This window comes from Georgenia satyanarayanai, from assembly GCF_023715365.1.
GTDB classification, from domain to species: Bacteria; Actinomycetota; Actinomycetes; order Actinomycetales; family Actinomycetaceae; genus Oceanitalea; species Oceanitalea satyanarayanai_B.
Genome location: NZ_JAMBNZ010000015.1, coordinates 15,327 through 36,521, shown reverse-complemented (window position 1 = coordinate 36,521; position 21,195 = coordinate 15,327). Strand labels below are relative to the sequence as shown.

General features: G+C 72.8%; 20 protein-coding genes. 8 read left to right on the top strand and 12 right to left on the bottom strand.

What is annotated here, in order from left to right; genetic code table 11:
• Positions 1-9 precede the first annotated feature (9 nt).
• Positions 10-1,248, top strand: a complete 1,239-nt coding sequence (locus M3148_RS15065) for an ROK family protein (RefSeq protein WP_251305547.1) — start codon at positions 10-12, stop codon at positions 1,246-1,248.
• A 67-nt stretch (positions 1,249-1,315) separates the two neighbouring features.
• On the top strand, positions 1,316-2,497 hold the full coding sequence (gene xylA / locus M3148_RS15060; RefSeq protein ID WP_251305546.1) for a xylose isomerase: 1,182 nt from the start codon (positions 1,316-1,318) through the stop codon (positions 2,495-2,497).
• 179 nt (positions 2,498-2,676) lie between these two features.
• Here the strand turns inward: xylA and M3148_RS15055 are convergent, their stop codons facing one another.
• Both M3148_RS15055 and M3148_RS15050 read right to left on the bottom strand, forming a co-directional pair.
• Positions 2,677-4,374: a phospho-sugar mutase gene (locus M3148_RS15055; protein WP_251305545.1), complete on the bottom strand. Its 1,698-nt coding sequence runs from the start codon at positions 4,372-4,374 to the stop codon at positions 2,677-2,679.
• Positions 4,375-4,389: 15 nt separating this feature from the next.
• Positions 4,390-5,223 carry a purine-nucleoside phosphorylase gene (locus M3148_RS15050; protein WP_251305544.1) on the bottom strand — a complete coding sequence of 278 codons (834 nt, stop codon included), beginning with the start codon at positions 5,221-5,223 and terminating at the stop codon, positions 4,390-4,392.
• A gap of 66 nt (positions 5,224-5,289) precedes the next feature.
• Between M3148_RS15050 and M3148_RS15045 the strand changes: the two genes are divergently transcribed.
• From M3148_RS15045 to M3148_RS15025, 5 genes are all read left to right on the top strand, one after another.
• On the top strand, positions 5,290-6,795 hold the full coding sequence (locus tag M3148_RS15045; protein WP_440136960.1) for an NAD(P)H-quinone dehydrogenase: 1,506 nt from the start codon (positions 5,290-5,292) through the stop codon (positions 6,793-6,795).
• Between the two features lie 4 nt (positions 6,796-6,799).
• The gene (gene dapE / locus M3148_RS15040) at positions 6,800-7,906 is read left to right on the top strand and encodes a succinyl-diaminopimelate desuccinylase (protein WP_251305543.1); all 1,107 of its coding nucleotides are present in this window, start codon (positions 6,800-6,802) and stop codon (positions 7,904-7,906) included.
• Positions 7,903-8,760 (top strand): TIGR00730 family Rossman fold protein, encoded by an 858-nt coding sequence (locus tag M3148_RS15035; RefSeq protein WP_251305542.1) that lies wholly within the window; start codon positions 7,903-7,905, stop codon positions 8,758-8,760. Before dapE ends, M3148_RS15035 begins: the two co-directional genes overlap by 4 nt.
• A 139-nt stretch (positions 8,761-8,899) precedes the next feature.
• Positions 8,900-9,070 carry a DUF3117 domain-containing protein gene (locus M3148_RS15030; protein ID WP_110852098.1) on the top strand — a complete coding sequence of 57 codons (171 nt, stop codon included), beginning with the start codon at positions 8,900-8,902 and terminating at the stop codon, positions 9,068-9,070.
• A gap of 3 nt (positions 9,071-9,073) precedes the next feature.
• A complete protein-coding gene (locus tag M3148_RS15025) occupies positions 9,074-10,630 on the top strand; it encodes a leucyl aminopeptidase family protein (RefSeq protein ID WP_251305541.1) in 1,557 nt (518 codons plus the stop codon).
• 87 nt (positions 10,631-10,717) lie between these two features.
• Here the strand turns inward: M3148_RS15025 and M3148_RS15020 are convergent, their stop codons facing one another.
• The 9 genes from M3148_RS15020 to M3148_RS14980 form a co-directional block, all read right to left on the bottom strand.
• Positions 10,718-11,107 carry an ectoine synthase gene (locus M3148_RS15020; RefSeq protein WP_251305540.1) on the bottom strand — a complete coding sequence of 130 codons (390 nt, stop codon included), beginning with the start codon at positions 11,105-11,107 and terminating at the stop codon, positions 10,718-10,720.
• A 2-nt stretch (positions 11,108-11,109) separates the two neighbouring features.
• Entirely contained in the window at positions 11,110-12,390 is a 1,281-nt protein-coding gene (gene ectB / locus M3148_RS15015) for a diaminobutyrate--2-oxoglutarate transaminase (protein ID WP_251305539.1), read from the bottom strand.
• Between the two features lie 48 nt (positions 12,391-12,438).
• The gene (ectA, locus tag M3148_RS15010) at positions 12,439-12,912 is read right to left on the bottom strand and encodes a diaminobutyrate acetyltransferase (RefSeq protein WP_251305538.1); all 474 of its coding nucleotides are present in this window, start codon (positions 12,910-12,912) and stop codon (positions 12,439-12,441) included.
• A gap of 377 nt (positions 12,913-13,289) precedes the next feature.
• Complete coding sequence (locus tag M3148_RS15005) at positions 13,290-14,591, bottom strand: ABC transporter ATP-binding protein (RefSeq protein ID WP_251305537.1); 1,302 nt, start codon at positions 14,589-14,591, stop codon at positions 13,290-13,292.
• A 25-nt stretch (positions 14,592-14,616) separates the two neighbouring features.
• Entirely contained in the window at positions 14,617-15,465 is an 849-nt protein-coding gene (locus M3148_RS15000; protein ID WP_251305536.1) for a carbohydrate ABC transporter permease, read from the bottom strand.
• Complete coding sequence (locus M3148_RS14995; protein WP_251305535.1) at positions 15,465-16,460, bottom strand: carbohydrate ABC transporter permease; 996 nt, start codon at positions 16,458-16,460, stop codon at positions 15,465-15,467. The genes M3148_RS15000 and M3148_RS14995 overlap by 1 nt, the downstream gene beginning before the upstream one ends.
• Positions 16,457-17,770 carry a sugar ABC transporter substrate-binding protein gene (locus M3148_RS14990; protein ID WP_440136959.1) on the bottom strand — a complete coding sequence of 438 codons (1,314 nt, stop codon included), beginning with the start codon at positions 17,768-17,770 and terminating at the stop codon, positions 16,457-16,459. The genes M3148_RS14995 and M3148_RS14990 overlap by 4 nt, the downstream gene beginning before the upstream one ends.
• 59 nt (positions 17,771-17,829) lie before the next feature.
• Positions 17,830-18,693, bottom strand: a complete 864-nt coding sequence (locus M3148_RS14985; protein ID WP_251305533.1) for a phosphatase PAP2 family protein — start codon at positions 18,691-18,693, stop codon at positions 17,830-17,832.
• Complete coding sequence (locus M3148_RS14980) at positions 18,690-19,808, bottom strand: phosphotransferase (RefSeq protein ID WP_251305532.1); 1,119 nt, start codon at positions 19,806-19,808, stop codon at positions 18,690-18,692. Before M3148_RS14980 ends, M3148_RS14985 begins: the two co-directional genes overlap by 4 nt.
• An 84-nt stretch (positions 19,809-19,892) precedes the next feature.
• Here M3148_RS14980 and nudC point away from each other — a divergent pair, with 84 nt between their 5' ends.
• Positions 19,893-20,867, top strand: coding sequence for an NAD(+) diphosphatase (gene nudC, locus M3148_RS14975; RefSeq protein WP_251305531.1), 975 nt, complete (start codon positions 19,893-19,895; stop codon positions 20,865-20,867).
• A gap of 69 nt (positions 20,868-20,936) precedes the next feature.
• Here the strand turns inward: nudC and M3148_RS14970 are convergent, their stop codons facing one another.
• Positions 20,937-21,185, bottom strand: a complete 249-nt coding sequence (locus tag M3148_RS14970) for a mycoredoxin (protein ID WP_251305574.1) — start codon at positions 21,183-21,185, stop codon at positions 20,937-20,939.
• Positions 21,186-21,195 lie beyond the last annotated feature (10 nt).

The window sequence follows — 21,195 nt, the reverse complement described above, 5'->3', positions numbered from 1 at the left end:
GGTCAAGGCATGACGGTCACTGACGACGCGCAGAGCGTCCCTACGGGCTCGCTCACCCCTGGCGTGGGCCAGGCGTCGCTGCGCGACCAGAACCTCTCGGTGGTCACCATGCTCGCCTATGCCGCGCCGGAGCCGGTCTCCCGCGCCGCCATCGCGGCGGGCAGCGGCCTCACCCGCTCGACGGTGTCCCGGCTCGTGGACGAGCTCCTCGCCGGTGGACTGCTCGAGGAGCTGGCGCCGTTGATCGCCGGGCGCGGCCGTCCTGCGACCCCGCTGGTGCCGGCACGCGGCACGATCGCCGGGCTGGGCCTCGAGGTGTCCCCGAGCTACCTCGGGGCTCGGCTCGTCGACCTCAGCGGCGCGGTCCTCGCTGAGCGGGTGGTGCCGGCCCACCTCGAGGCGAGCGACCCCGACATCGTGCTCGACCGCGTCGCGGACCTGGCCGGCGAGATCCTGGCGTCCAGTGACGGACGATGGACCGTGCTGGCCGGGGCGCGCCTCGCGGTCCCCGGTCTCGTCGACTCCGACGGCCGGGTGTTGCGCACGCCCAACCTCGGCTGGCGGGAAGTCATGCCGGCCGAGCGGCTCCAGCTGCCCGCCCCTCCCGCAGGGGAGGCGCCGGCCGCGGTCGGCGTGGGCAACGAGGCTGACCTGGCTGCCCTCGCTCACGCGCTGGAGGCGCCGGGCCGGCCCGCGGGCAGCGGCACCTTCTTCTACGTCTCCGCCGACATCGGCGTCGGTGGGACGTCAATCGTCGACGGCGTGCCGGTGCGCGGGCGCCACGGGTGGGCCGGGGAGGTGGGGCACACGCTCGTCGACCCGGCCGGGCCGCCCTGCACGTGCGGGGCCGCGGGCTGCCTCGAGCAGTACGCCGGGCGGGACGCCTTCCTCTCCGCCGCCGGTCTCGGGCTCGACGCCACGGCCGAGGATCTCGTCACTGCTGCCGCCGTGCCAGGTCCGGCACGCGACGCCGTCGACCGCGCGGGACGGGCGCTGGGCACGGCGCTGGCCAACGTCGTCAACCTCCTCGACGTCGACGATCTCGTCCTCGGGGGGCAGTTCATCCCGCTCCTGCCGGCCCTGCGACCCGCCCTGGAGGAGGAGCTGAGCAGCCGCGTCCTCGCGGCCCCGTGGCTCGACGTGACGATCAGGCCGGGCCTGTCCGGCGAGCCGGCGCTGACGGGGGCGGCGCTCGCGGTCCTGGGCGAGGTGGTCGCAGCGCCGAGCCGATGGTTGCCTGGTGCTTGACACCCCCTGCCCCCGACGTAGTTAAATTGCGCTAAGAAACAAAACTCACTCGACGAGGAGTCACTCCATGGTTCGCAAGCCCACCCCCGACGACCGCTTCTCCTTCGGCCTCTGGACCGTCGGCTGGTCCGCCCAGGACCAGTTCGGCTCGGCCAGCCGCCCGGTGCTCGACCCCTGGGAGTACGCCACCAAGCTGGCCGAGCTCGGTGCCTGGGGCATCACCTTCCACGACGACGACGTCGTGCCCTTCGGCGCCGACGACGCCGAGCGTGAGCGCATCCTCACCCGCTTCAAGCAGGCGACGGACGACGCCGGCCTGACCATCGAGATGGTCACGACCAACACCTTCAGCCACCCGATCTTCAAGGACGGCGGCTTCACCGCCAACGACCGGTCCGTGCGCCGCTTCGGGCTGCGCAAGGTGCTGCGGAACGTCGACCTCGCCGCCGAGCTCGGCGCGACGACCTTCGTCATGTGGGGCGGGCGCGAGGGCAGCGAGTACGACGGCGTCAAGGACGTCAATGCCGCGCTCGACCGCTACCGCGAGGGCATCGACACCGTCGCCGGCTACATCAAGGACAAGGGCTACGACCTGCGCATCGCGCTGGAGCCCAAGCCCAACGAGCCCCGTGGCGACATCCTCCTGCCCACCGTCGGTCACGCGCTCGGCTTCATCGCCGAGCTCGAGCACGGCGACATCGTCGGCCTCAACCCCGAGACCGGGCACGAGCAGATGGCCGGCCTCAACTACACCCACGCCCTCGCGCAGGCCCTGTGGTCGGGCAAGCTCTTCCACATCGACCTCAACGGCCAGCGGTCCATCAAGTACGACCAGGACCTCGTCTTCGGCCACGGCGACCTGCTCTCGGCGTTCTTCACCGTGGACCTGCTCGAGAACGGCTTCGCCGGCGGTGGCCCCCGCTACGAGGGCCCCAAGCACTTCGACTACAAGCCCTCGCGGACCGAGCACATGCAGGGCGTGTGGGACTCCGCCGAGGCAAACATGTCGATGTACCTCATGCTCGCCGAGAAGGCCCGGGCCTACCGCGCCGACCCCCGCGTGCAGGAGGCCTTCCAGGAGTCCGGCGTGCTCGAGCTGTCCGAGCCCACGCTCGCCGAGGGCGAGTCGCTCGAGGTTTTCCTCGCGGACCGCAGCACCTTCGAGGACTTCGACGTCGACGCCGCCGCTGCTCGCGACTACCGCTTCGTGCGCCTCAACCAGCTCGCCATGGAGCACCTCATCGGCTGACCTCAGCCACCTCAGCCGCCTCAGCCACCTCAGCCACCTCAGCCACCTCAGCCACCTCAGCCACCTCAGCCGCCGAGAGCCGGATTCCTCCAGGAGGGATCCGGCTCTCGGCGGCTGTGGCTCGCCCCCCTTCGCTCGACGCGAGGAAGGGGGAGCTGTGCGGCGAAGGAGGGCCTGGGCTACAGGCCGATGAGGGCGCCGAGCTGGGCCTTCATCTCCTCGAGGCGCGCGGCGGCGGCGCGGCGCGCGGCGGGCAGGCGGTCCTGCTCGCTCACCGGCTCCACGGCCTCGAGGTAGCACTTGAGCTTCGGCTCGGTGCCGCTGGGCCGGATGATCGCTCGGTCACCACGCGCGGTGAGGTAGACCAGCCCGTCGGTCGGGGGCAGACCGTCCTCCCCTGCGGAGAGGTCGATGGTCCGCACGACCGGCGAGCCGGCCAGCGCCTCGGGGCCGCTCTCGCGCAGCCGCTTCATCGCCGGCGGGATGACCGAGACGTCCTCGACGCGCAGGGTGAGCGGCGCCGTCGCGTGCAGCCCGTACTGGAGGGCCAGCTCGTCCAGCACGTCGAGGAGCGTGCTGCCCCGGTCGACGAGCTGGGAGGCGAGCAGCGCCACCCGCACGGCCGCACTGATGCCGTCCTTGTCGCGCACGGCCTGCGGGTCCACGCAGTAGCCCAGCGCCTCCTCGTAGCCGAAGACGAGCCCCGGCACCCGGCTGATCCACTTGAAGCCGGTGAGCGTCGTGCGGTGCTCCAGGCCGTGGGAGGAGGCGATGCGCGCGAGCAGGCGGGAGGACACGACCGAGCTGGCGAGCACCCCGTGCCCGGACACCGCCGCGCTGATCGCGGCCTGCTTGCCCAGGAGCGCACCCACCTCGTCACCGGTGAGTTGACGCCAGCCCTCGACCGTGCCGGTGTCCGGCACGGCCACCGAGCAGCGGTCGGCATCGGGGTCGTTGGCGATGATGACGTCGGCCTCGACCTGCTGCGCGAGCCGGAAGGCGAGGTCGAGGGCCCCGGGCTCCTCGGGGTTGGGGAAGACCACCGTGGGGAACTCGGGGTCCGGCTCGGCCTGCTCGGCGACGACGTGGACGTCGGTGAAGCCGGCGGCCCCGAGGGCGGCGACGGCCACCTCGGCCCCGACGCCGTGCATCGGGGTGTAGACGATCCGCAGGCTGCGGGCGTAGCCGTGGGGGACGAGCGAGGCGACCCGGGCGACGTACTCCTCGGTGATCGAGGGGTCGAGCACCTGCCAGCCGTCGGCGGGGCGCGGGACGTCCGCGAGGGGCCCGACGGCGGCGATGCGCGCGGCGATCTCGGCGTCGGCCGGCGAGACGAGCTGGGCGCCCTGCCCGGAGTCGGTGACGACCCTTCCGCCGAGGTAGACCTTGTAGCCGTTGTCCTCCTTGGGGTTGTGGGAGGCGGTCACCATGATCCCGGCGTCGGCGTCCAGGGCGCGCACGGCGTAGGCGAGCACGGGGGTGGGGCCGACGGTCGGCATGAGCATCGCCTCCCCGCCGGCACCCGTGACGACGGCGGCCGCGTCCTCGGCGAAGCGCGCCGAGCCGTGCCGGGCGTCGTAACCGATGACGACGCGGGGGGCGGCGCCCGCGAGCTGCTCGCTCAGCCACGCGGCGAGACCCGCCGTCGTGCGGATGACGACGGCGCGGTTCATCCGGTTGGGACCTCCGCCGAGCGCCCCGCGCAGCCCGGCGGTGCCAAAGGCGAGCGGGCCGGAGAACCGGTCCTCCAGCTCGGCGCGAGCCTTGTGGGCCTCCGGGCCGCCTGCCGTGGCGCGCTCGAGGAGCACCCCCAGCTCGTTGGCGGTCTGCGGGTCGGGGTCCTCGGCGATCCAGCTCCGGACGACGTCGACATCCATGAATGGGTTCCTCTCTCAGATACGACGGACGATGTCTGCCAGCAGCCGGGAGATCCGCGGGCCGGCAGCGCGGCCCGCCTCGATGACCTCCTCGTGCGAGAGCGGCTGAGTGCTGATGCCCGCCGCCTGGTTCGTCACGAGCGACAGGCCGAGGATCTCCAGGCCCACGTGCCGCGCGGCGATGGCTTCCAGCGTCGTCGACATCCCCACGAGCGTGCCGCCGAGGAGCGCGACCATGCGCACCTCCGCGGGCGTCTCGTAGTGGGGGCCGGGGAGCTGGACGTAGACGCCCTCGGTGAGGGTCGGGTCGACCTCCCGCGCGATCTCGCGCAGCCGCGGGGAGTACAGGTCGGTGAGGTCGACGAAGGTCGCGCCCTCGAGGGGCGAGGCGGCCGTGAGGTTGATGTGGTCGGAGATGAGGACCGGCGTGCCGGGCGCCACCGCGGGGTCCAGGCCTCCGCAGCCGTTGGTGAGGACAAGGCGCTGCACACCGGCCGCGGCGGCGGTCCGCACGCCGTGCGCGACCGCCCGCACGTCGCGCGACTCGTAGTAGTGGGTGCGCGAGCCGAGCACGAGCGCGTGGCGCGCCTCGCCGTCGGCGTCGATGCGGATCGAGCGGATGGTGGCACCGTGCCCGGCGACGACGGGGGCGCGGAAACCCGGCACCTGCTCGGCCGGCACCTCGGCGACGGTCTCACCGAGGAGCTCGGCCGCCCCTCCCCAGCCCGAGCCGAGGACGAGGGCGACATCGTGCCGGGCCACCCCGGTGAGCTCGGCGAGGCGGTCGGCCGCCTCGCGGGCCAGGGCGAAGGGCGCGTCGTGGCCGGCGATGCCGGTGGGGGTGACCATGCCCCGACGTTACCGTCCTGGGTGCTCGGCAGGCATGCCGCGGGACAAAGGCGGCACAATGCCTGGGTGAGCACATCGACCGACGAGCACCGGCCCGCCGCGGAGCGCCCCGCCCCCACCGCCCCCACCGAGGGACGGCGTACCCAGGAAGCGGCCGGCAGCTCGCCGGTCCGCGCGGGCAGCCGCGTCGTCATCATCGGCGGCGGGCCCGGCGGCTACGAGGCGGCGCTCGTCGCCGCGCAGCTCGGCGCGCGGGTCACGCTCGTCGAGCGGCAGGGCACCGGCGGGGCCGCCGTCCTCACCGACGTCGTCCCTTCCAAGACCCTCATCGCCACCGCCGAGTGGATGACGACGACGGACGCCGCCGCCGAGCTCGGCATCCGAGGCGGGGGCGGCACGTCCGTCGACATGGCCGCCGTCAACCGGCGTGTCCTCGAGCTCGCCCAGCGCCAGTCCCAGGACATCCGTGCCCGTCTCGAGCGGGAGGGCATCCGGGTCGTGGACGGCACCGGCCGGCTGGCGGGGGACCTCGGCAGCACCGGCACCCGGCCCGTCCACGTGACCACCGCCGACGGCGAGGAGGTCGAGCTCGTCGCCGAGATCGTCCTCGTCGCCACGGGCGCCACCCCCCGCGTGCTGCCCGACGCGCAGCCGGACGGCGAGCGCATCCTCACCTGGGTGCAGATGTACAACCTCACCGAGCTGCCCGAGCACCTCGTCGTCGTCGGCTCCGGCGTCACCGGCGCCGAGTTCGCCGGCGCCTACAACGGCCTCGGCGTGCCCGTCACGCTCGTTTCCAGCCGGGACCGGGTGCTGCCCGGGGAGGACGAGGACGCCGCCGAGCTCATCGAGAACGTCTTCCGCAGCCGCGGGATGACCGTCCTGTCGCGCTCGCGCGCCGCCGCCGTCCGCCGCGTCGGCGACGGCGTCGAGGTCGAGCTCACCGACGGCCGCGTCGTCTCCGCCTCCCACTGCCTCGTCGCCGTCGGCGGCGTGCCGAGCACCGCGGACCTGGGACTGGAGGAGGCCGGCGTCGTGCTCCGCGACAGCGGGCACATCCAGGTCGACCGCGTCTCCCGGACGACCGGGGTGCGCGTCTACGCCGCCGGCGACTGCACCGGCGTGCTGCCCCTCGCCTCGGTCGCGGCGATGCAGGGCCGCATCGCCATGTGGCACGCGCTCGGGGACGCCGTCTCCCCGCTCGACGTCGACGCCGTCACCGCCAACATCTTCACCGCCCCCGAGATCGCGACGATCGGCGTGGGTGAGCGAGAGGTGCACGACGGCACGGTCGACGCCGTCGTCACCCAGCTCCCGCTGGCCCGCAACCCGCGGGCCAAGATGCTCGGCATCCGCGAGGGTTTCGTCAAGATCATGGCCGACCGGCACTCCGGTGCGGTGCTCGGTGCGGTCGTCGTCGCGCCGCGCGCCAGTGAGCTCATCTTCCCGCTCGCCGTCGCCGTCACGCAGCGGATCACGGTGGACCAGCTCGCCAACGTCTTCACGATCTACCCCTCGCTCAGCGGGTCGATCGCCGAGGCCGCCCGCACGCTGCACCAGACGGGGGACTGAGTGCATGACCGCGCCCGCGCTCCCGGACCTGCGCACGGCCGACGTCGTCGACCTCACCCGCGCCCTGTGCGACATCCCCTCCGTCTCGAGCGGGGAGGGGCCGCTCGCCGATGCGATCGAGGCCGCTCTCGCCGGCCTGTCGCACCTGGAGTTGCTGCGCGACGGTGACGCCGTCATGGCGCGCACCCGGCTCGGCCGCGAGCGCCGGGCCGTCGTCGCCGGCCACATCGACACCGTGCCGGTCGCGGGCAACCTGCCCAGCGAGCTGCGTACCGTCGACGGCGAGGAGGTGCTCTGGGGCCGCGGCAGCGTCGACATGCTCGGCGGGGTCGCCGTCGCCCTCCACCTCGCCGCGCGCCTCACCGCGCCCGCGTGGGACGTCACGTGGGTCTGCTACGACAACGAGGAGGTCGAGGCCGAGCGCAACGGCCTGGGCCGCCTCGCGCGCCACCACCCGCAGTGGCTGGCCGCCGACTTCGCCGTCCTCGGGGAGCCGAGCAACGGCGGCGTCGAGGGCGGCTGCAACGGCACGCTGCGCGTGTCCGTCACGACGGCGGGACGCGCCGCCCACTCCGCGCGGGCCTGGCGCGGGGTCAACGCCATCCACCTCGCCGCGCCGGTCCTCACGCGCCTGGCCGAGTACGAGCCCCGGTCGGTCGAGGTCGACGGGCTCGTCTACCGGGAGGGCCTCTCGGCCGTCGGGATCAGCGGCGGCATCGCCGGCAACGTCGTGCCCGACGTGTGCGAGGTGCTCGTCAACTACCGCTTCGCGCCGTCGTCGTCCCTCGCCGAGGCGGAGGCGCACGTGCGCGAGGTGTTTGCCGGCTACGACGTCACCGTCGTCGACGGCGCCGCCGGTGCCCGCCCCGGCCTCGACGCCCCCGGTGTCGGCGATTTCCTCGCCGCCGTCGGGCGCGTGACGGGCGGTGGCCCCGCCCCCAAGTACGGGTGGACCGACGTCGCCCGCTTCGCCGAGCTCGGCGTGCCGGCCGTGAACTTCGGGCCCGGCGACCCGTCCCTGGCCCACGCGGACGACGAGCACTGCCCCACCGCCCAGATCCGTGACTGTGCCACCGCCCTGGAGGCGTGGCTGACCGAAGGAGCACGATGAGCCGGTCCTACCACCGCAACGGTTCGGCAGGTGCGAGCCGCGGGTCCGAGCGCCCCGCCGTCCGCGACAGCCGTGACGCCGACGTCTACCGCAAGGGCCCGGTGACGCTGCGCGGCGCTCAGATCCCCGACGAGACGTCCGACGAGCGGCTGCTCGCCCAGGACGGCGACGCCGGCTGGGTGCACTCCGACCCGTGGCGGGTCATGCGCATCCAGAGCGAGTTCGTCGAGGGCTTCGGGGCGCTCGCCGAGCTCGGCCCTGCCATCAGCGTCTTCGGCTCCGCCCGTACCGATCGGCAGTCCGCGGAGTACCGGATGGGCGAGGAGGTGGGCCACCTCCTCGTCGAGGCCGGCTACGCCGTCATCACGGGAGGTGGCCCGGGCGTCATGGAGGCCGCGAACAAGGGCGCCTGCGAGGCCGGTGGGGTGTCGGTGGGCCTGGGCATCGAGCTGCCCTTCGAGCAGGGCATGAACGAGTGGGTCGACCTCGGGGTCAACTTCCGCTACTTCTTCGCCCGCAAGACGATGTTCGTCAAGTACGCCCTCGGCTTCATCGTCCTGCCCGGCGGCTTCGGCACGATGGACGAGCTGTGGGAGGCCCTCACCCTCGTCCAGACCGGCAAGGTGAGCTCCTTCCCGATCGTCCTCGTCGGGACCGAGTACTGGGGCGGGCTGCTGGCGTGGGCGCGCGACACCATGGTGCCCGCGGGCACGATCGCCGCGGCCGACCTGGATCTCATCCAGCTCGTCGACACCGCCGAGGAGGCCGTGGACCGCGTCCGCGACCGGCTCGCGCTCATGCGGGACGAGGCCGAGTCGCAGGCCCGCACCGCGGAGGAGGCCTCGACCTCCTGAGCGTCCCGGGGGCCCGTCGCAAGGCCCCCACCTGCACCGTTGCGCCAAGCGCACACCGCCGCGGGGCAGGGGTGGACTAGACTGGTCCCGGTGCGCCGCAGACCCTGCGGCACGACACGTCGAACGATAGGGGTGCCAGATGGCCGCGATGAAGCCGAGGACCGGGGACGGGCCGATGGAGGTCACGAAGGAGGGACGCGGCATCGTCATGCGCGTTCCCCTCGAGGGTGGCGGTCGCCTCGTCGTCGAGCTCACGCCTGCAGAGGCGGGCGAGCTCAGCGAGGCCCTCAGCGCCGTCGCTCCCGCCTGACCGTTGACCTCCCTGAGCGAGCTCGGCCTCGCCGAGCTTCCCGAGGTCGTCGGTGAGGCCGGTTCGCTCGACGGCGCCGACCTCACGCAGGCCGGCGCCGTCGTCGTCGCCGTCGCGCCCGCCGGGGCCGGTGAGGAGGGCGTGGAGCCCCGCCCCGGCACGGCGGACGCCGCCGCGCGCTACGGCATCGACCTCGTCGACCTCGCCGCGCGCCACGGCCTGACCGGACGGGCGGGGGAGTCTGCGGTCCTCGACCTGCCGCGTGCCCTGCCCGGCCGCGACTTCGGCTGGAACGAGCTGCCCGCCCGCCTGGTGCTCCTCGGCGTCGGCGACGCCGGCCCGGACGCCATGCGCAAGGTGGGCTCGGCGCTGTGCCGCACGACCACCGGCCTGGGCACGGTCATCACGCCCATCGGCGCACTGGCCGGCGCCACCGGACTGGCCGCCCTGCTCGAGGGCTTCTGGCTCACTGCCTACCGCGGCCCGCGCATGGCGCAGTCCCCGCGACCGGGGAAGCCGGCCGCCTCGCGGCTGGTCCTCCTCGGCAACGAGGCGGACACCGCCGTCATCGCGGCGGCGCGCACGGCGGCCACCGCCACGGTGAGGGCCCGCTTCCTCGCCGCGACGCCGTCCAACGTCAAGAACCCGCAGTGGCTGGCCGAGCAGGCTCAGGCCCTCGCCGCGGGCGTCCCCGGCGTCAGCGTCGAGGTCCACGACGAGGCTTGGATCCGGGCGCAGGGGATGGGTGCGCTGCTCGCCGTCGGCTCCGGATCCTCGACACCGCCGCGGCTCGTCACGGTCACCTACAGCCCGCGCCGCCGCGGTGGGCGGACCGTCGCGCTCGTGGGCAAGGGCATCACCTTCGACACCGGCGGCATCTCGATCAAGCCCCGCGAGTCGATGGTCGGCATGAAGACCGACATGGCCGGCGCGGCCGCGGTGCTCGCCGCCGTCCTCGCTGCCGCCGAGCTGCAGGTGCCCCACCGGGTGGTGGGCGTGCTGGCCCTGGCGGAGAACGCCTTCGGCGCCTCCTCCTACCGGCCCGGTGACGTCGTGCGCGCCTACGACGGCACGTCGATCGAGGTCTCCAACACCGACGCGGAGGGCCGCATGGTCCTCGCCGACGCGATGGCCTGGGTGCGCGACACCGCGCGGCCCGACGTCCTCGTCGACGTCGCCACGCTCACCGGCGCGGTGACGCTGGGCCTGGGACGGACCCACGCCGGCCTCTACGCGACCGACGAGTCCCTGGCCGCCGCCCTGCAGGTGGCGGGCGAGGTGAGCGGCGAGCGGACGTGGCGCCTGCCGCTGGTGGACTCCTACCGGCACAGCCTGGACTCCGCCGTCGCCGACATCTCCCACCAGGCGCGCGACCCGCACGTCTCGGGGGGCTCGATCACCGCGGCGCTGTTCCTCCAGCACTTCGCGGGGGACACCCCGTGGGCGCACCTCGACATCGCCGGCGCCGGCCGCGCCACCAAGGCCCGCGACGAGGTCCCCGAGGGCCCGACGGGTTACGGCGCCCGCCTCCTGCTCCGCTGGCTGACGGACCTGGCCTAGCCCCCAAACAAGCGCATATGCGCGAAATCCGCGGCTCCGGGGTCCTCTGGAGCCGCGGATTTCCCGCATATGCGATGGAGGGGGGTGTCAGGGCTCGGTGATGAGGGGGTAGACGCCGTTCTCGTCGTGGACCTCGCGGCCGGTGACGGGCGGGTTGAAGACGCAGATCGTGCGGATCTCGGTCCGCGGGCGGACGACGTGCTTGTCGTGCTCGTTGAGGAGGTACATCGAGCCCGGACGGAGCTCGTGCGTCTGCCCGGTGCCGAGGTCGGTGATCGTGCCCTCGCCCTCGACGATCATCACGGCCTCGATGTGGTTGGCGTACCAGAACTCGTTCTCGGTGCCGGCGTACAGGGTGGTCTCGTGCACCGAGAAGCCCACCTTGTCGCGGGCGAGGATGATGCGCTTCGAACGCCAGTTGGGGGTCTGGATGTCGAACTCGGTGTCGTCGAGATCGTGGAAGCTGCGGACGATCATGGTCAGTTCTCCTGGTTCTCGAGGACGGTGACGACGGCCTGCTCGAGGATGCGCATGCCCGCCTCGAGCTCCGCCGGGCTGATGGTCAGCGGGGGAAGCAGCTTGACGACCTCATCGCCCGGCCCGGACGTCTCGACGAGCAGGCCGTTCGCGAAGGCCTCCTGGGTGACCCGGCCGGCGAGCTCGCCGGAGGGCAGCTGCAGCCCGCGGGCCAGGCCGCGGCCCTTGGCCACGAGGCCGTGGCTCTCGTAGCGGGCGACGAGCGCGTTGAAGCGTGACTCGACCGCCAGGCCGCGGGAGATCGTGCTGCGCTGCAGCTCGTCGTCGGACCAGTAGCGGCGGATCGCCTCGGTCGCGGTGACGAAGGCGGGGTTGAAGCCGCGGAAGGTGCCGTTGTGCTCACCCGGCTCCCAGATGTCGAGCTCGGGGCGCACGAGGGTCAGCGCCATCGGCAGGCCGTAGCCGCTGATCGACTTCGACAGCGTGATGATGTCGGGCACGATGTCGGCCTCCTCGAAGCTGAAGAAGCCGCCGGTGCGGCCGCAGCCCATCTGGATGTCGTCGACGATGAGCAGGATCCCGTGCCGCTTGCACAGGTCCGCGAGGTTGCGCAGCCACTCGGCGCGAGCGGCGTTGATCCCGCCCTCACCCTGGACCGTCTCGACGATGACGGCGGCCGGCTGGTTGAGGCCGCCGCCCGAGTCGGTGAGCAGCCGCTCGAGGTAGAGGAAGTCCTGGACGTCGCCGTCGAAGTAGTCGTCGTAGGGCATCGGCGTCGCGTGGACGAGGGGGATGCCCGCCCCGCCGCGCTTCATCGCGTTGCCGGTCACCGACAGCGCGCCCAGGGTCATGCCGTGGAAGGCGTTGGTGAAGCTGATGACCGACTCGCGGCCGGTGACCTTGCGTGCGAGCTTGAGCGCGGCCTCGACGGCGTTGGCACCGCCGGGACCGGGGAAGACGACCTTGTGGTCCAGTCCGCGGGGACGCAGGATCGTGTCGGCGAAGGTCGTGAGGAACTCGTCGCGTGCCGCGGTGAACATGTCCAGCGAGTGCACGACGCCGTCACGCGCGAGGTAGTCGAGGAGCACCTTTTTCAGGGCCGGGTTGTTGTGCCCGTAGTTGAGGGAGCCGGCGCCGGCGAAGAAGTCGATGTACGGGTTGCCGTCGGTGTCGTACATCGTCGCGCCGACGGCGCGGTCGAAGGTGACCGGCCAGGAGCGGGAGTAGCTGCGGACCTCGGACTCGAGATCGGTCGTGGTCGTGGTCGGGCTGGTGATCGTCATCGGGGAGGCTGCCTTTCGTGGCGGTACGGACGCGTGTGGGTGCGGGGTTCAGCTCTCGATGGGCTCCAGGGGGCCGATCCTCACCAGCCCTTCGGTCTCGTGTCCGGCGTCGGGGAAGTCCGCGGCGGCGAAGAGCCCGCTGCGGACCAGGGGGGCGCCGCGCTCGGCGGCGAAGCTTTCGAAGAGGCGCTGGGAGGCGGTGTTGTCCGCGGTGATCGTGGCCTCCACGAAAACGGCGCCGGCGGCGGCGTCGGCCAGGAGCCGGGCGGCGAGCCGCCGCCCGCGCTGGGCAGGGTCGACGGCGACCTGCCAGACGAACAGGGTGCCCGGCTCCTCGGGACGGCGGTAGCCGAGGAGGAAGCCCACGACCTCACCGCTGACCACGGCCACCCGGCAGGTGCGCGCGAAGTCGCGCGCGAGGAGGAGGTAGGCGTAGGAGGTGTTGAGGTCCAGGGCGCCGGAGTCGCGGGCGAGGCGCCACATGTCGGCGCCCTCGGCGGGCTGCGGAGGCCGCACGGTCACGGGCGGGTTGCCGCTGACTGTGTCGGGTGCGGCGGCGGACGGGACACGGGGTGCTGCTGGTGTGGCGGGGGGCATACGGCCAACCACGTTAACGAGGTCGCGCGCCGTCCGACAGTCGTCCAGCGGCCTGCCGTCGCCCTCCGGGCCTGATCTCGGCGGGCGGCGGAGCGGCGGTCTGGCGTGACATGGTGCGGGAAGCTCGACCTCGTTCCGGCGCGGCCCTGGCCGGGGGAAATTGCGTCCGCATGGTGAGATATTTCCCTAAGTGTGACTTGGGCCACGCCAGCCCTCGCCCCACCCGCATGCGCCGACAGCCGGATCCCGTCCGGTGCGGGATCCAGCTGTCGGCGGCGAGGGGCAGGGGTGAAGCGGGCGAGTCAGCGGCGCGTGCGGGCCGTCTCCGTCGCGCGCTCGCCGTCCTGCTGGCCGTCCTTCTCAGCCCGCCGCCGGGCCCGCTCCAGGGCGCGCTCCCGCATCGCCCGGGCCTGGTCCTCGAGCTCGGCCGCGCGCTCCTCGCTGCGCGTGAGGTTGTCGCCGGACTCCGGGTCGAAGAGGTGCAGGGAGGCGGGGTCGAACCACAGCTCGGCCGGGTCCCCGGCGCGGACGGTGCTCGCCGCGTCGAGGGAGATGATGAGCTGGGTGCGCATGCCCTCGCCGTCGAGGTCCCGGTCCAGCTCCTCGAGCTGCGCCTGGACGGCCTTGTGGGTCTCGAAGGGGATGTAGGCGTAGAGCACCTCACCGAGCCACTCGGTGACGTCGACGTCGACGTCGAAGCGCACCCCGGTGTCGGTGCGGCCGGGCTCCATCGTGTCGACGTCCTCGAAGGCGTCGGGCCGGATGCCGACGATGACGACCTCGCGGTCGCCGACGGCGGCACGCATCCGCTCGTCCATGGGGACGTCGACGATGGGCAGGCGCAGGACGTCGCCCTCGACGATCCCCGGCAGGAAGTTCATCGGCGGGGAGCCGATGAAGCCCGCGACGAAGAGGTTGATCGGCTGGTCGTACAGCCCGCGCGGGCTGGCCACCTGCTGCAGCTCGCCGCGACGCAGCACCGCGACCCGGTCCCCGAGCGTCATCGCCTCGGTCTGGTCGTGGGTGACGTAGACGGTGGTCGTGGCGAGGTTGCGCTGCAGGCGTGCGATCTCGGTGCGCATCTGCCCGCGGAGCTTGGCGTCGAGGTTGGAGAGCGGCTCGTCGAAGAGGAAGGCCTTGGCCCGCCGGACGATGGCCCGGCCCATGGCCACGCGCTGGCGCTGGCCGCCGGAGAGGTTGGCGGGCTTGCGCTCGAGGTGCTCGTCGAGCTCGAGGAGCCGCGAGGCCTCGCGGACCCGCTCGTCGATCTGCTTGTCGGTGTACTCGCCCTTGGCCAGGCGCAGCGGGAAGGCGATGTTCTCGTAGACCGTGAGGTGGGGGTACAGCGCGTAGTTCTGGAAGACCATCGCGAGGTCGCGGTCGCGCGGCGCCCTGTCGTTGACGACCTCGTCGGCGATGCGCAGCTCGCCGTCGCTGATGTCCTCCAGCCCGACGATCATCCGCAGCAGGGTCGACTTCCCGCAGCCGGACGGTCCCACGAGGATGACGAACTCGCCGTCGGCGATGTCGAGGCTCACGCCCTTGACCGCCGTGAAGCCGTCCGGGTAGGTCTTGACGACGTTGTCGAGGGTGATCGATGCCATGGCTGAACTCCTTGTCGTTCGGGCCTCAGCCCTTGACTGCGCCTTGGGTGAGGCCGGACACGATGCGCCGCTGGAAGAGCAGGACGACGATGACGACCGGCACGGTGACGACGATGGCAGCCGCCGCGATCGAACCGGTGGGCTCCTCGAACTGCGAGGCGCCGGTGAAGAAGGACAGGGCCGCCGGCACGGGCCGGGCGGCGCTCGTCGAGGTGAGCGAGATGCCGTAGACGAAGTCGTTCCACGCGATGAAGAAGGCAATGATCGCCGTCGTGAACACGCCGGGGGCGGCGAGCGGGACGACGGCCTTGCGGAAGGCTTGGAACGGGGTGGCGCCGTCCACCTGGGCCGCCTGCTCCAGCTCCCAGGGGATCTGCCGGAAGAAGGCCGCCAGGGTCCAGATGGAGATCGGCAACGTGAGCGACAGGTAGGGGATGACGAGGCCGGCCCAGGTGTCGTACAGACCGATGGAGCGCCAGAGGTTGAACAGCGGCGTGACGATCGAGACGACGGGGAATACCGACACGGCCAAGGCGGTGGTGAGGATGAGCCGCTTGCCCCGGAAGTCCAGCCGGGCGATGGCGTACGCACACAGCGTCGCGAGGACGACGGCGATGAAGGTGGCGATGAGCGAGATGCCGATGGAGTTGCGCAGCGACGGCAGGAAGAGGTCCTGGGCGCTGCCGCCCGGCGCGAGGATCGTCTCGTAGTTCTCCAGTGTCCACTCCTCGGGCAGGAAGGTCCCGGAGAAGAGCCCACTCTGCGTCTTGAACGAGGTCATGGCGATGGACACGACGGGGAACAGGGACCACACGAGCACGACGAGCGTGATCGCCACCCACCCGATCTTCTGCTTCGTGGACAGGCCCCTCATCACTTTCCTCCCGTCGAGCCGGCGAGATCGACCTTGAAGCCCTTGATCGCGATGCCCGCGATGATGAGCACGCAGAGGAAGAGCAGCACGGAGATCGCCGAGCCGAGGCCGATCTCGAGCCGCCCGATCGAGGTGTCGTAGGCGAGCAGCGAGAGGACCTCGGTGTCGTTCGCGCCGTTGGTCATGATGTAGACGTTGTCGAAGATCCGGAAGGCCTCCAGCGCCCGGAAGAGGACGGCGACCATGATCGCCGCCTTCATGTTCGGCAGGATGACGCGCTTGAGGACCTGCCAGCCCGTCGCGCCGTCGACCTTCGCCGCCTCCTCCAGGTCCCCGGGCACCTGCGCGAGGCCGGACAGGAGGAGCAGGGAGATGAACGGGGTCGTCTTCCACACCTCGGAGGCGATGATGACGAACAGCGACGTGCCCTGGGAGGCGAACCAGTTGAGGTTCTCGGTGATGCCCGGGACCCAGTCGAACCAGTTGTTGACGTAGCCGCCGGAGTTGATGTCGAAGGCGTAGAACCACGCGAAGGCGGAGACGACGGTGATGATGCCGTAGGGGACGAGGATCGCCGTGCGGATCAGGCCGCGGAGGTTCTGGATCGCGCGGTGCATGACGAGCGCGAGGAGGAAGCCGAGCACGAGCTCGATGAGCACGGTGATGATCGTGATGACGATCGTGATCCACAGCGACTGGAGGAAGGCGGGGTCGCCGAGCACCACCTGGTAGTTGCGGAACCAGATGAGCTCGGTCTCGTCCGGCGCGGTGAGGCGCAGGCTGAACAGCGAGTCGTAGAGCGCCTGGAGGATCGGGTAGAGCGTGACCGCCAGCATGATGACGAACGCGGGGCCGGCGAGGTACCAGCCGAGCCGGGCCTCGGAGCGGGAGCGGTCCGAGCCCTTCTTGCCGCGCGGGCGGGAGTCGGGCCGGGGGGTGGGATCGTCGGGGCGCCGGTCCGCTGCGGGACCGGCCGCCGGGATGTTCGAGGTCATAGCAGCCTCTCGTCTCGCAGGACCGCGGTGATGAAGTCGGCCGAGGACCCGGGGGTGACGTCGGGATCGACCCCCGCGGGCGGGTGCCAGGTCTCCTGCAGGCCGATCGAGACCTCGTTGTAGTAGGGCGTCTGGGGACGCGGGGCGGCGAGCTCGAGGGACTCCCGGATGGTGTCGGCCATCGGGAAGTCCTCCTGGACCCGCTCGTCCTCGTAGGCCTCGACCGACGACGGCGGGTTGCCGTTGGTGACGAAGTACTCGGCCTGGTGCTCGGGACGGACGATGCATGCGACGGCGTCGTAGGCGGCGTCGACGTGCTCGCTGAAGGCGCTGACCCCGAGGTTGATCCCGCCGACGGGCGGCGCGGCGTCGGTGCCCTCGTCCATCCGCGGGTAGATGGCCCAGCCGATGTCCTCGGCGATGTCCGGGTCCGAGCCGTTGATGGCCGGCCACACGAAGGGCCAGTTGACCATGAACGAGCCGTCGTCCCCGCGGAAGAGGTTCATCGACGCGTTCTCGTCCGCCGTCGGGAACCCGGACCCCGCCAGGCCGCCCTGCCCGATCCGCTGGAGCACGGAGGCAGCGGCGCGGCCGGCGTCGGAGTCGAGGTCGATCTCCACCTCGTCCGCCTCGGCCTCGGGGTTGGCGATGACCTCGCCGCCGCCGGACGCGATGAGCGCGTTGATCCACACGGTGAGGGACTCGGCCTTGGCCCCCTGGACGCCGAGGAGCAGATCCTGGTCGGTGGCCACCTCGATGAGCTGATCCCAGGTGACGGGTTGCTCCATGTCCAGCCCGGCCTCCTCGGCCACCGACTTGCGGTACCAGAGCAGCTGGGTGTTGGCCCAGAACGGGACCGAGACGAGCTCCCCGTCCCACGTCGCGGAGTCCACCGCGCCCTGGACGACGTCCTCGGTCTCCTGGAGGTCGTCGGGGACCGGGGCGAGGAAGCCGGCGGCCGCCATCTCGGGGATGAACGGCGGGTCGAGGCTCATGATGTCGATCGACTCGTCGGAGGCGGCGAGGCGGCGGGCGAGCTGCTCACGCTGGGACGCGGCGTCGCGCGGGAGCAGCGAGGTCTCGATGCGGTACTCGCCCTCGGCCTCCTCGGTGCACGTCTGCGCGAGGGACTCCTGGCCGCCGTCGTCGGGGTTGATGTACCAGGTGAGCACGGGGGGTCCGGACTCGCTGGCGCAGGCGCTGAGGCCGGCGGCCAGGGCGAGCGTCAGGACCGTGATCGTCGTCCGCGGTCGTCGCACGTGCCCTCCTCGGCGTGACGGTCGGCCTGCGGCGGCCGACGTGTGGCCCATAGACAACACCGAGAGTGGCGGTGCCGCATCTCGAGAGCGGACAGGACTGTCCGGCCGCGTCAGCGCCTGCGGCCCCGGCGCCCCGGGCCGGACGTGCACAGGCGAAGGAGGAGGCCCGCGGTGAGGAGGGTGACCGCGGCAACGCCGAGCACGGCCCCGCCGTAGGCGACGAGCAGCTCGGCGCGGCTCGCGTCGGATCCGGTGCTGCCCGCGGTGAGGGCGAGGGACACGCTCGTGAGCAGCCCGCTCACCCCCGCGGCGAGGAGGACCAGCCGGCGCGTCACCGCCGTCGGACGGTGGCCCGGGCCGGGCGGGAGCGGCCTCCCGACGAGCACGGCGAGCGCGCCCCACAGGAGGACGACGAGCATCGCCGCGGCGACGTCGGAGGCCCGGTGCCAGCCGTTGACCATCGTGGCAAGCCCGGTGCCGCCCGCGTAGGCCCAGCCCGCCAGCGCGGTGGCCCAGCGCCAGCGCGGCGGCGCGACGAGGACGGCGACGGCGGCCACCGTGCCGGCCACCGTCGTGTGCCCGCTCGGCAGCGAGTTGGCGACCGCCTCGGAGACGCCGAGGTCGGGACGGGTGAGGACCTGGTACTTGAGGACCTGCGTCGTGACGTTGGCACCGCCGACGAGGAGCGGCACCGCGAGCGCGACCCGCCCCTGCCGCTGCACCAGGGCGATCGCGACACCGACGACGATGACGACGACGAGGAAGGGCACCGAGACGACGTCGAGCACCGTCTGGCTGCCCTCGGACAGGCGACGCCGGCCGATCCGCGAGCCCTCGAGCGCGGTGCTCTCCACCCGCTGCCCCAGGGAGGTGGTGACGAAGACCCACCACACGCCGAGCACGCCGACGGCCGCCAGCACGGCGGTGAGGGCGGCGTCCCGGCGCGGGGCATCGGCGGACGGGGCGCCGCTCACGCCCGGGACGGCTCCCCGCCGTCGGGCTCGGTCTCCTCGGCCGGGTCGTCCGGGGACTGCTCCGCGCGCAGGAACGGCAGCTCGGCGGTCGCGTTCGGGTCGAGGTCCTCGGCGCCGGCAGCTGCGTCGTCGCCGTCCTCGGCCCAGTCCTCGGGCCGGCCGGGGACGACGACGGGTTCCCGGTGGCCGATCGGTTCCGCGTCCCCCACCTGCTCGGCGAGGTCCTCGAGCATGTGGACGGCGTCCGCGACGACCTGCTCGTTGGACGTGTTGACACCGTGCATGAGCCAGCGCGCCAGGGCGAGCTCCCCGACGAGCTGGGCCCGGTCGAGGAGGTAGGTGTCGGCGTTCTCGGGGCGCGCGAGGGCGTAGGCCTCCTCGATCGCGTCGAGGCACTCCTCGGGGGCGCTCGCGAGCAACCACGCGAGGTCGACGGCGGGGTCGCCCACGTGGGTCTCGGAGAAGCTGATGACCGCGCTCACCTCGCCGTCCTGGACGAGGACGTGCTCCTCGGCGAGGTCCCCGTGGACCGGGGTGGTGCGGAAGCGCCACAGGGCGACGTCCTCCAGGGCCCGCTCCCAGCGAGCCAGCACGACGGTGGGCACGTGCCCCGTGCGGGCGGCGGTGTCGATCTCCGCGAGGCAGCGCTTGCGGTACTCGTCGGCGTCGTAGACCGGCAGGCCGGCGTCCTCGACGATCCGCGCGGGCAGCTCGTGGAGCGCCGCGAGGCTGCGCCCCAGGTCCGCCGCGAGCCCGGGCCCGGCGCCGAGGCGCTCGAGGTCGAGGGGGCGTCCGCGCAGCTGGCGGTAGACCATCGCGCGCCCGCCCTCGGGAAGGGCGGCGAAGCCGGCAGGCTCGGGCACGGCGAAGGGCAGCACGCCGTCGCGGACGTGTGCCGCGAGCGTGCCCAGCAGCGCGACCTCCGCCTCGAGCGACGCCCCGGCGGAGGCGTGCAGCGGGCAGCGGACCACCCAGTGGCGACCGCCGGAGTCGAGGACCCCGGTGACCTGGAAGTCGGCGGTGGTGCTCTGCGGGGAGCGGGTCGCGACGACGTCGAGGCCCGGCACCGCCGCAGTGGCGAGCGCCGCCAGGGCGAGGGGGGATCTACGTGTCACGCCCCAACCGTAGGACGCGCGCGCCCTCCACACCCGCGGCGCCCGCGGCGCGCCCCCAGATCGGGGTGCGGATACGGTGCGCGGGTGGCCCTCACCCAGCTCCCCCTCGCGCGCACGACCATCGACGCCGACGGCGCCTCCCGTGCCCGTCCCGACCTCCTCGGTGAGCTGCGGGAGGACCCGGGCACGCGCGTCGTCCTCGTCCACCGGGGCCAGGTCGGGGCACGGGAGGACGGTCTCGTCCTGCTCCCCGCGGCCGACGTGCCGGCGGACGCGTGGACGGCAGAGCAGGTCCACTACCTCGGCCGGGAGGGGGACGCGCGTTTCGTCGCGCTCGTCCTGCCCGGCCACCTCGGCTCGGAGCGGGACCTCGACGGCGCACCGGTCGACACCGACGCGCCGCTCGTGGCCCTCCTCGCCGGCGTCGGGATGCGCAACCTGCGGGAGGTCGGGGACCGGCTGAGCGACCGGGACACGGGGCTGGGCACGACGGCGGTGGCGCTCGCCGCGTGGCACGCGCGCAACCCGCGCTGCCCCCGCTGCGGGGAGGCGACCGAGGTGCTCGAGGCCGGGTGGGTGCGCCGCTGCGTCGTCGACCACTCGCTGCACTACCCGCGCACCGACGCGGCGGTCATCATGGCGGTCGTCGACGCCGAGGACCGTCTGCTGCTCGGGCACGCCGCCCACTGGCCCGAGCACCGCTTCTCCACCCTGGCCGGGTACGTCGAGCCGGGGGAGTCGCTGGAGGCGGCGGTGCGGCGGGAGGTGGCCGAGGAGACCGGCGTCGTCGTCGACGCGGTGCGCTACGAGGGCAGCCAGCCGTGGCCCTTCCCCTGCTCGCTGATGACCGCATTCCGGGCGGACGTCGCCCCGGGGGCGGGCACGGAGATCACCGTCGACGGCGTGGAGCTCACCGACGCGCGCTTCTTCACCCGCGCCGCGCTGGCCGCCGCCGTCGCCGAGGGGAGCGTGCTGCTGCCCTCGCTGTCCTCGATCGCCCGCTCGCTCATCGAGGACTGGTACGGCGGCCCGCTCGAGGCCGGCCCGATCCGGGCATGAGACAAGGTGCGAGGTTCCGGACCTCAGAGGTCCGGAACCCCACACCTTGCGTCCAGCTGCGGCCCGGGCTCAGCCCAGGCGCGTCTTGACCTCGTTGAGGGAGGGGTTCGTCGCGGCGGAGCCGTCGGGGAACAGGACGGTCGGGACCGTCTGGTTGCCACCGTTGACCTCCTCGACGAAGCTCGCGGCCTGCGGGTCCTCCTCGATGTTGACCTCGCTGTAGCCGATGCCCTCGCCGTCGAGCTGCTTCTTCAGCCTGCGGCAGTACCCGCACCACGTGGTCGTGTACATCGTGATCGTGCCGGGCTCGGGCGTCATCGTGCTCACA

Excerpts from the sequence above, each read along its gene's own strand:
- M3148_RS14970 (WP_251305574.1), bottom strand. The coding sequence starts at position 21,185 with ATGACGCCCGAGCCCGGCACGATCACGATGTACACGACCACGTGGTGC.
- M3148_RS15065 (WP_251305547.1), top strand. The coding sequence starts at position 10 with ATGACGGTCACTGACGACGCGCAGAGCGTCCCTACGGGCTCGCTCACC.
- dapE (WP_251305543.1), top strand. The coding sequence starts at position 6,800 with ATGACCGCGCCCGCGCTCCCGGACCTGCGCACGGCCGACGTCGTCGAC.
- xylA (WP_251305546.1), top strand. The coding sequence starts at position 1,316 with ATGGTTCGCAAGCCCACCCCCGACGACCGCTTCTCCTTCGGCCTCTGG.
- M3148_RS15035 (WP_251305542.1), top strand. The coding sequence starts at position 7,903 with ATGAGCCGGTCCTACCACCGCAACGGTTCGGCAGGTGCGAGCCGCGGG.
- M3148_RS14995 (WP_251305535.1), bottom strand. The coding sequence starts at position 16,460 with ATGACCTCGAACATCCCGGCGGCCGGTCCCGCAGCGGACCGGCGCCCC.
- ectB (WP_251305539.1), bottom strand. The coding sequence starts at position 12,390 with ATGACGATCACCAGCCCGACCACGACCACGACCGATCTCGAGTCCGAG.
- M3148_RS15055 (WP_251305545.1), bottom strand. The coding sequence starts at position 4,374 with ATGGATGTCGACGTCGTCCGGAGCTGGATCGCCGAGGACCCCGACCCG.
- M3148_RS14990 (WP_440136959.1), bottom strand. The coding sequence starts at position 17,770 with ATGGGCCACACGTCGGCCGCCGCAGGCCGACCGTCACGCCGAGGAGGG.
- M3148_RS15050 (WP_251305544.1), bottom strand. The coding sequence starts at position 5,223 with ATGGTCACCCCCACCGGCATCGCCGGCCACGACGCGCCCTTCGCCCTG.
- M3148_RS15005 (WP_251305537.1), bottom strand. The coding sequence starts at position 14,591 with ATGGCATCGATCACCCTCGACAACGTCGTCAAGACCTACCCGGACGGC.
- M3148_RS15030 (WP_110852098.1), top strand. The coding sequence starts at position 8,900 with ATGGCCGCGATGAAGCCGAGGACCGGGGACGGGCCGATGGAGGTCACG.
- M3148_RS15020 (WP_251305540.1), bottom strand. The coding sequence starts at position 11,107 with ATGATCGTCCGCAGCTTCCACGATCTCGACGACACCGAGTTCGACATC.
- M3148_RS15000 (WP_251305536.1), bottom strand. The coding sequence starts at position 15,465 with ATGAGGGGCCTGTCCACGAAGCAGAAGATCGGGTGGGTGGCGATCACG.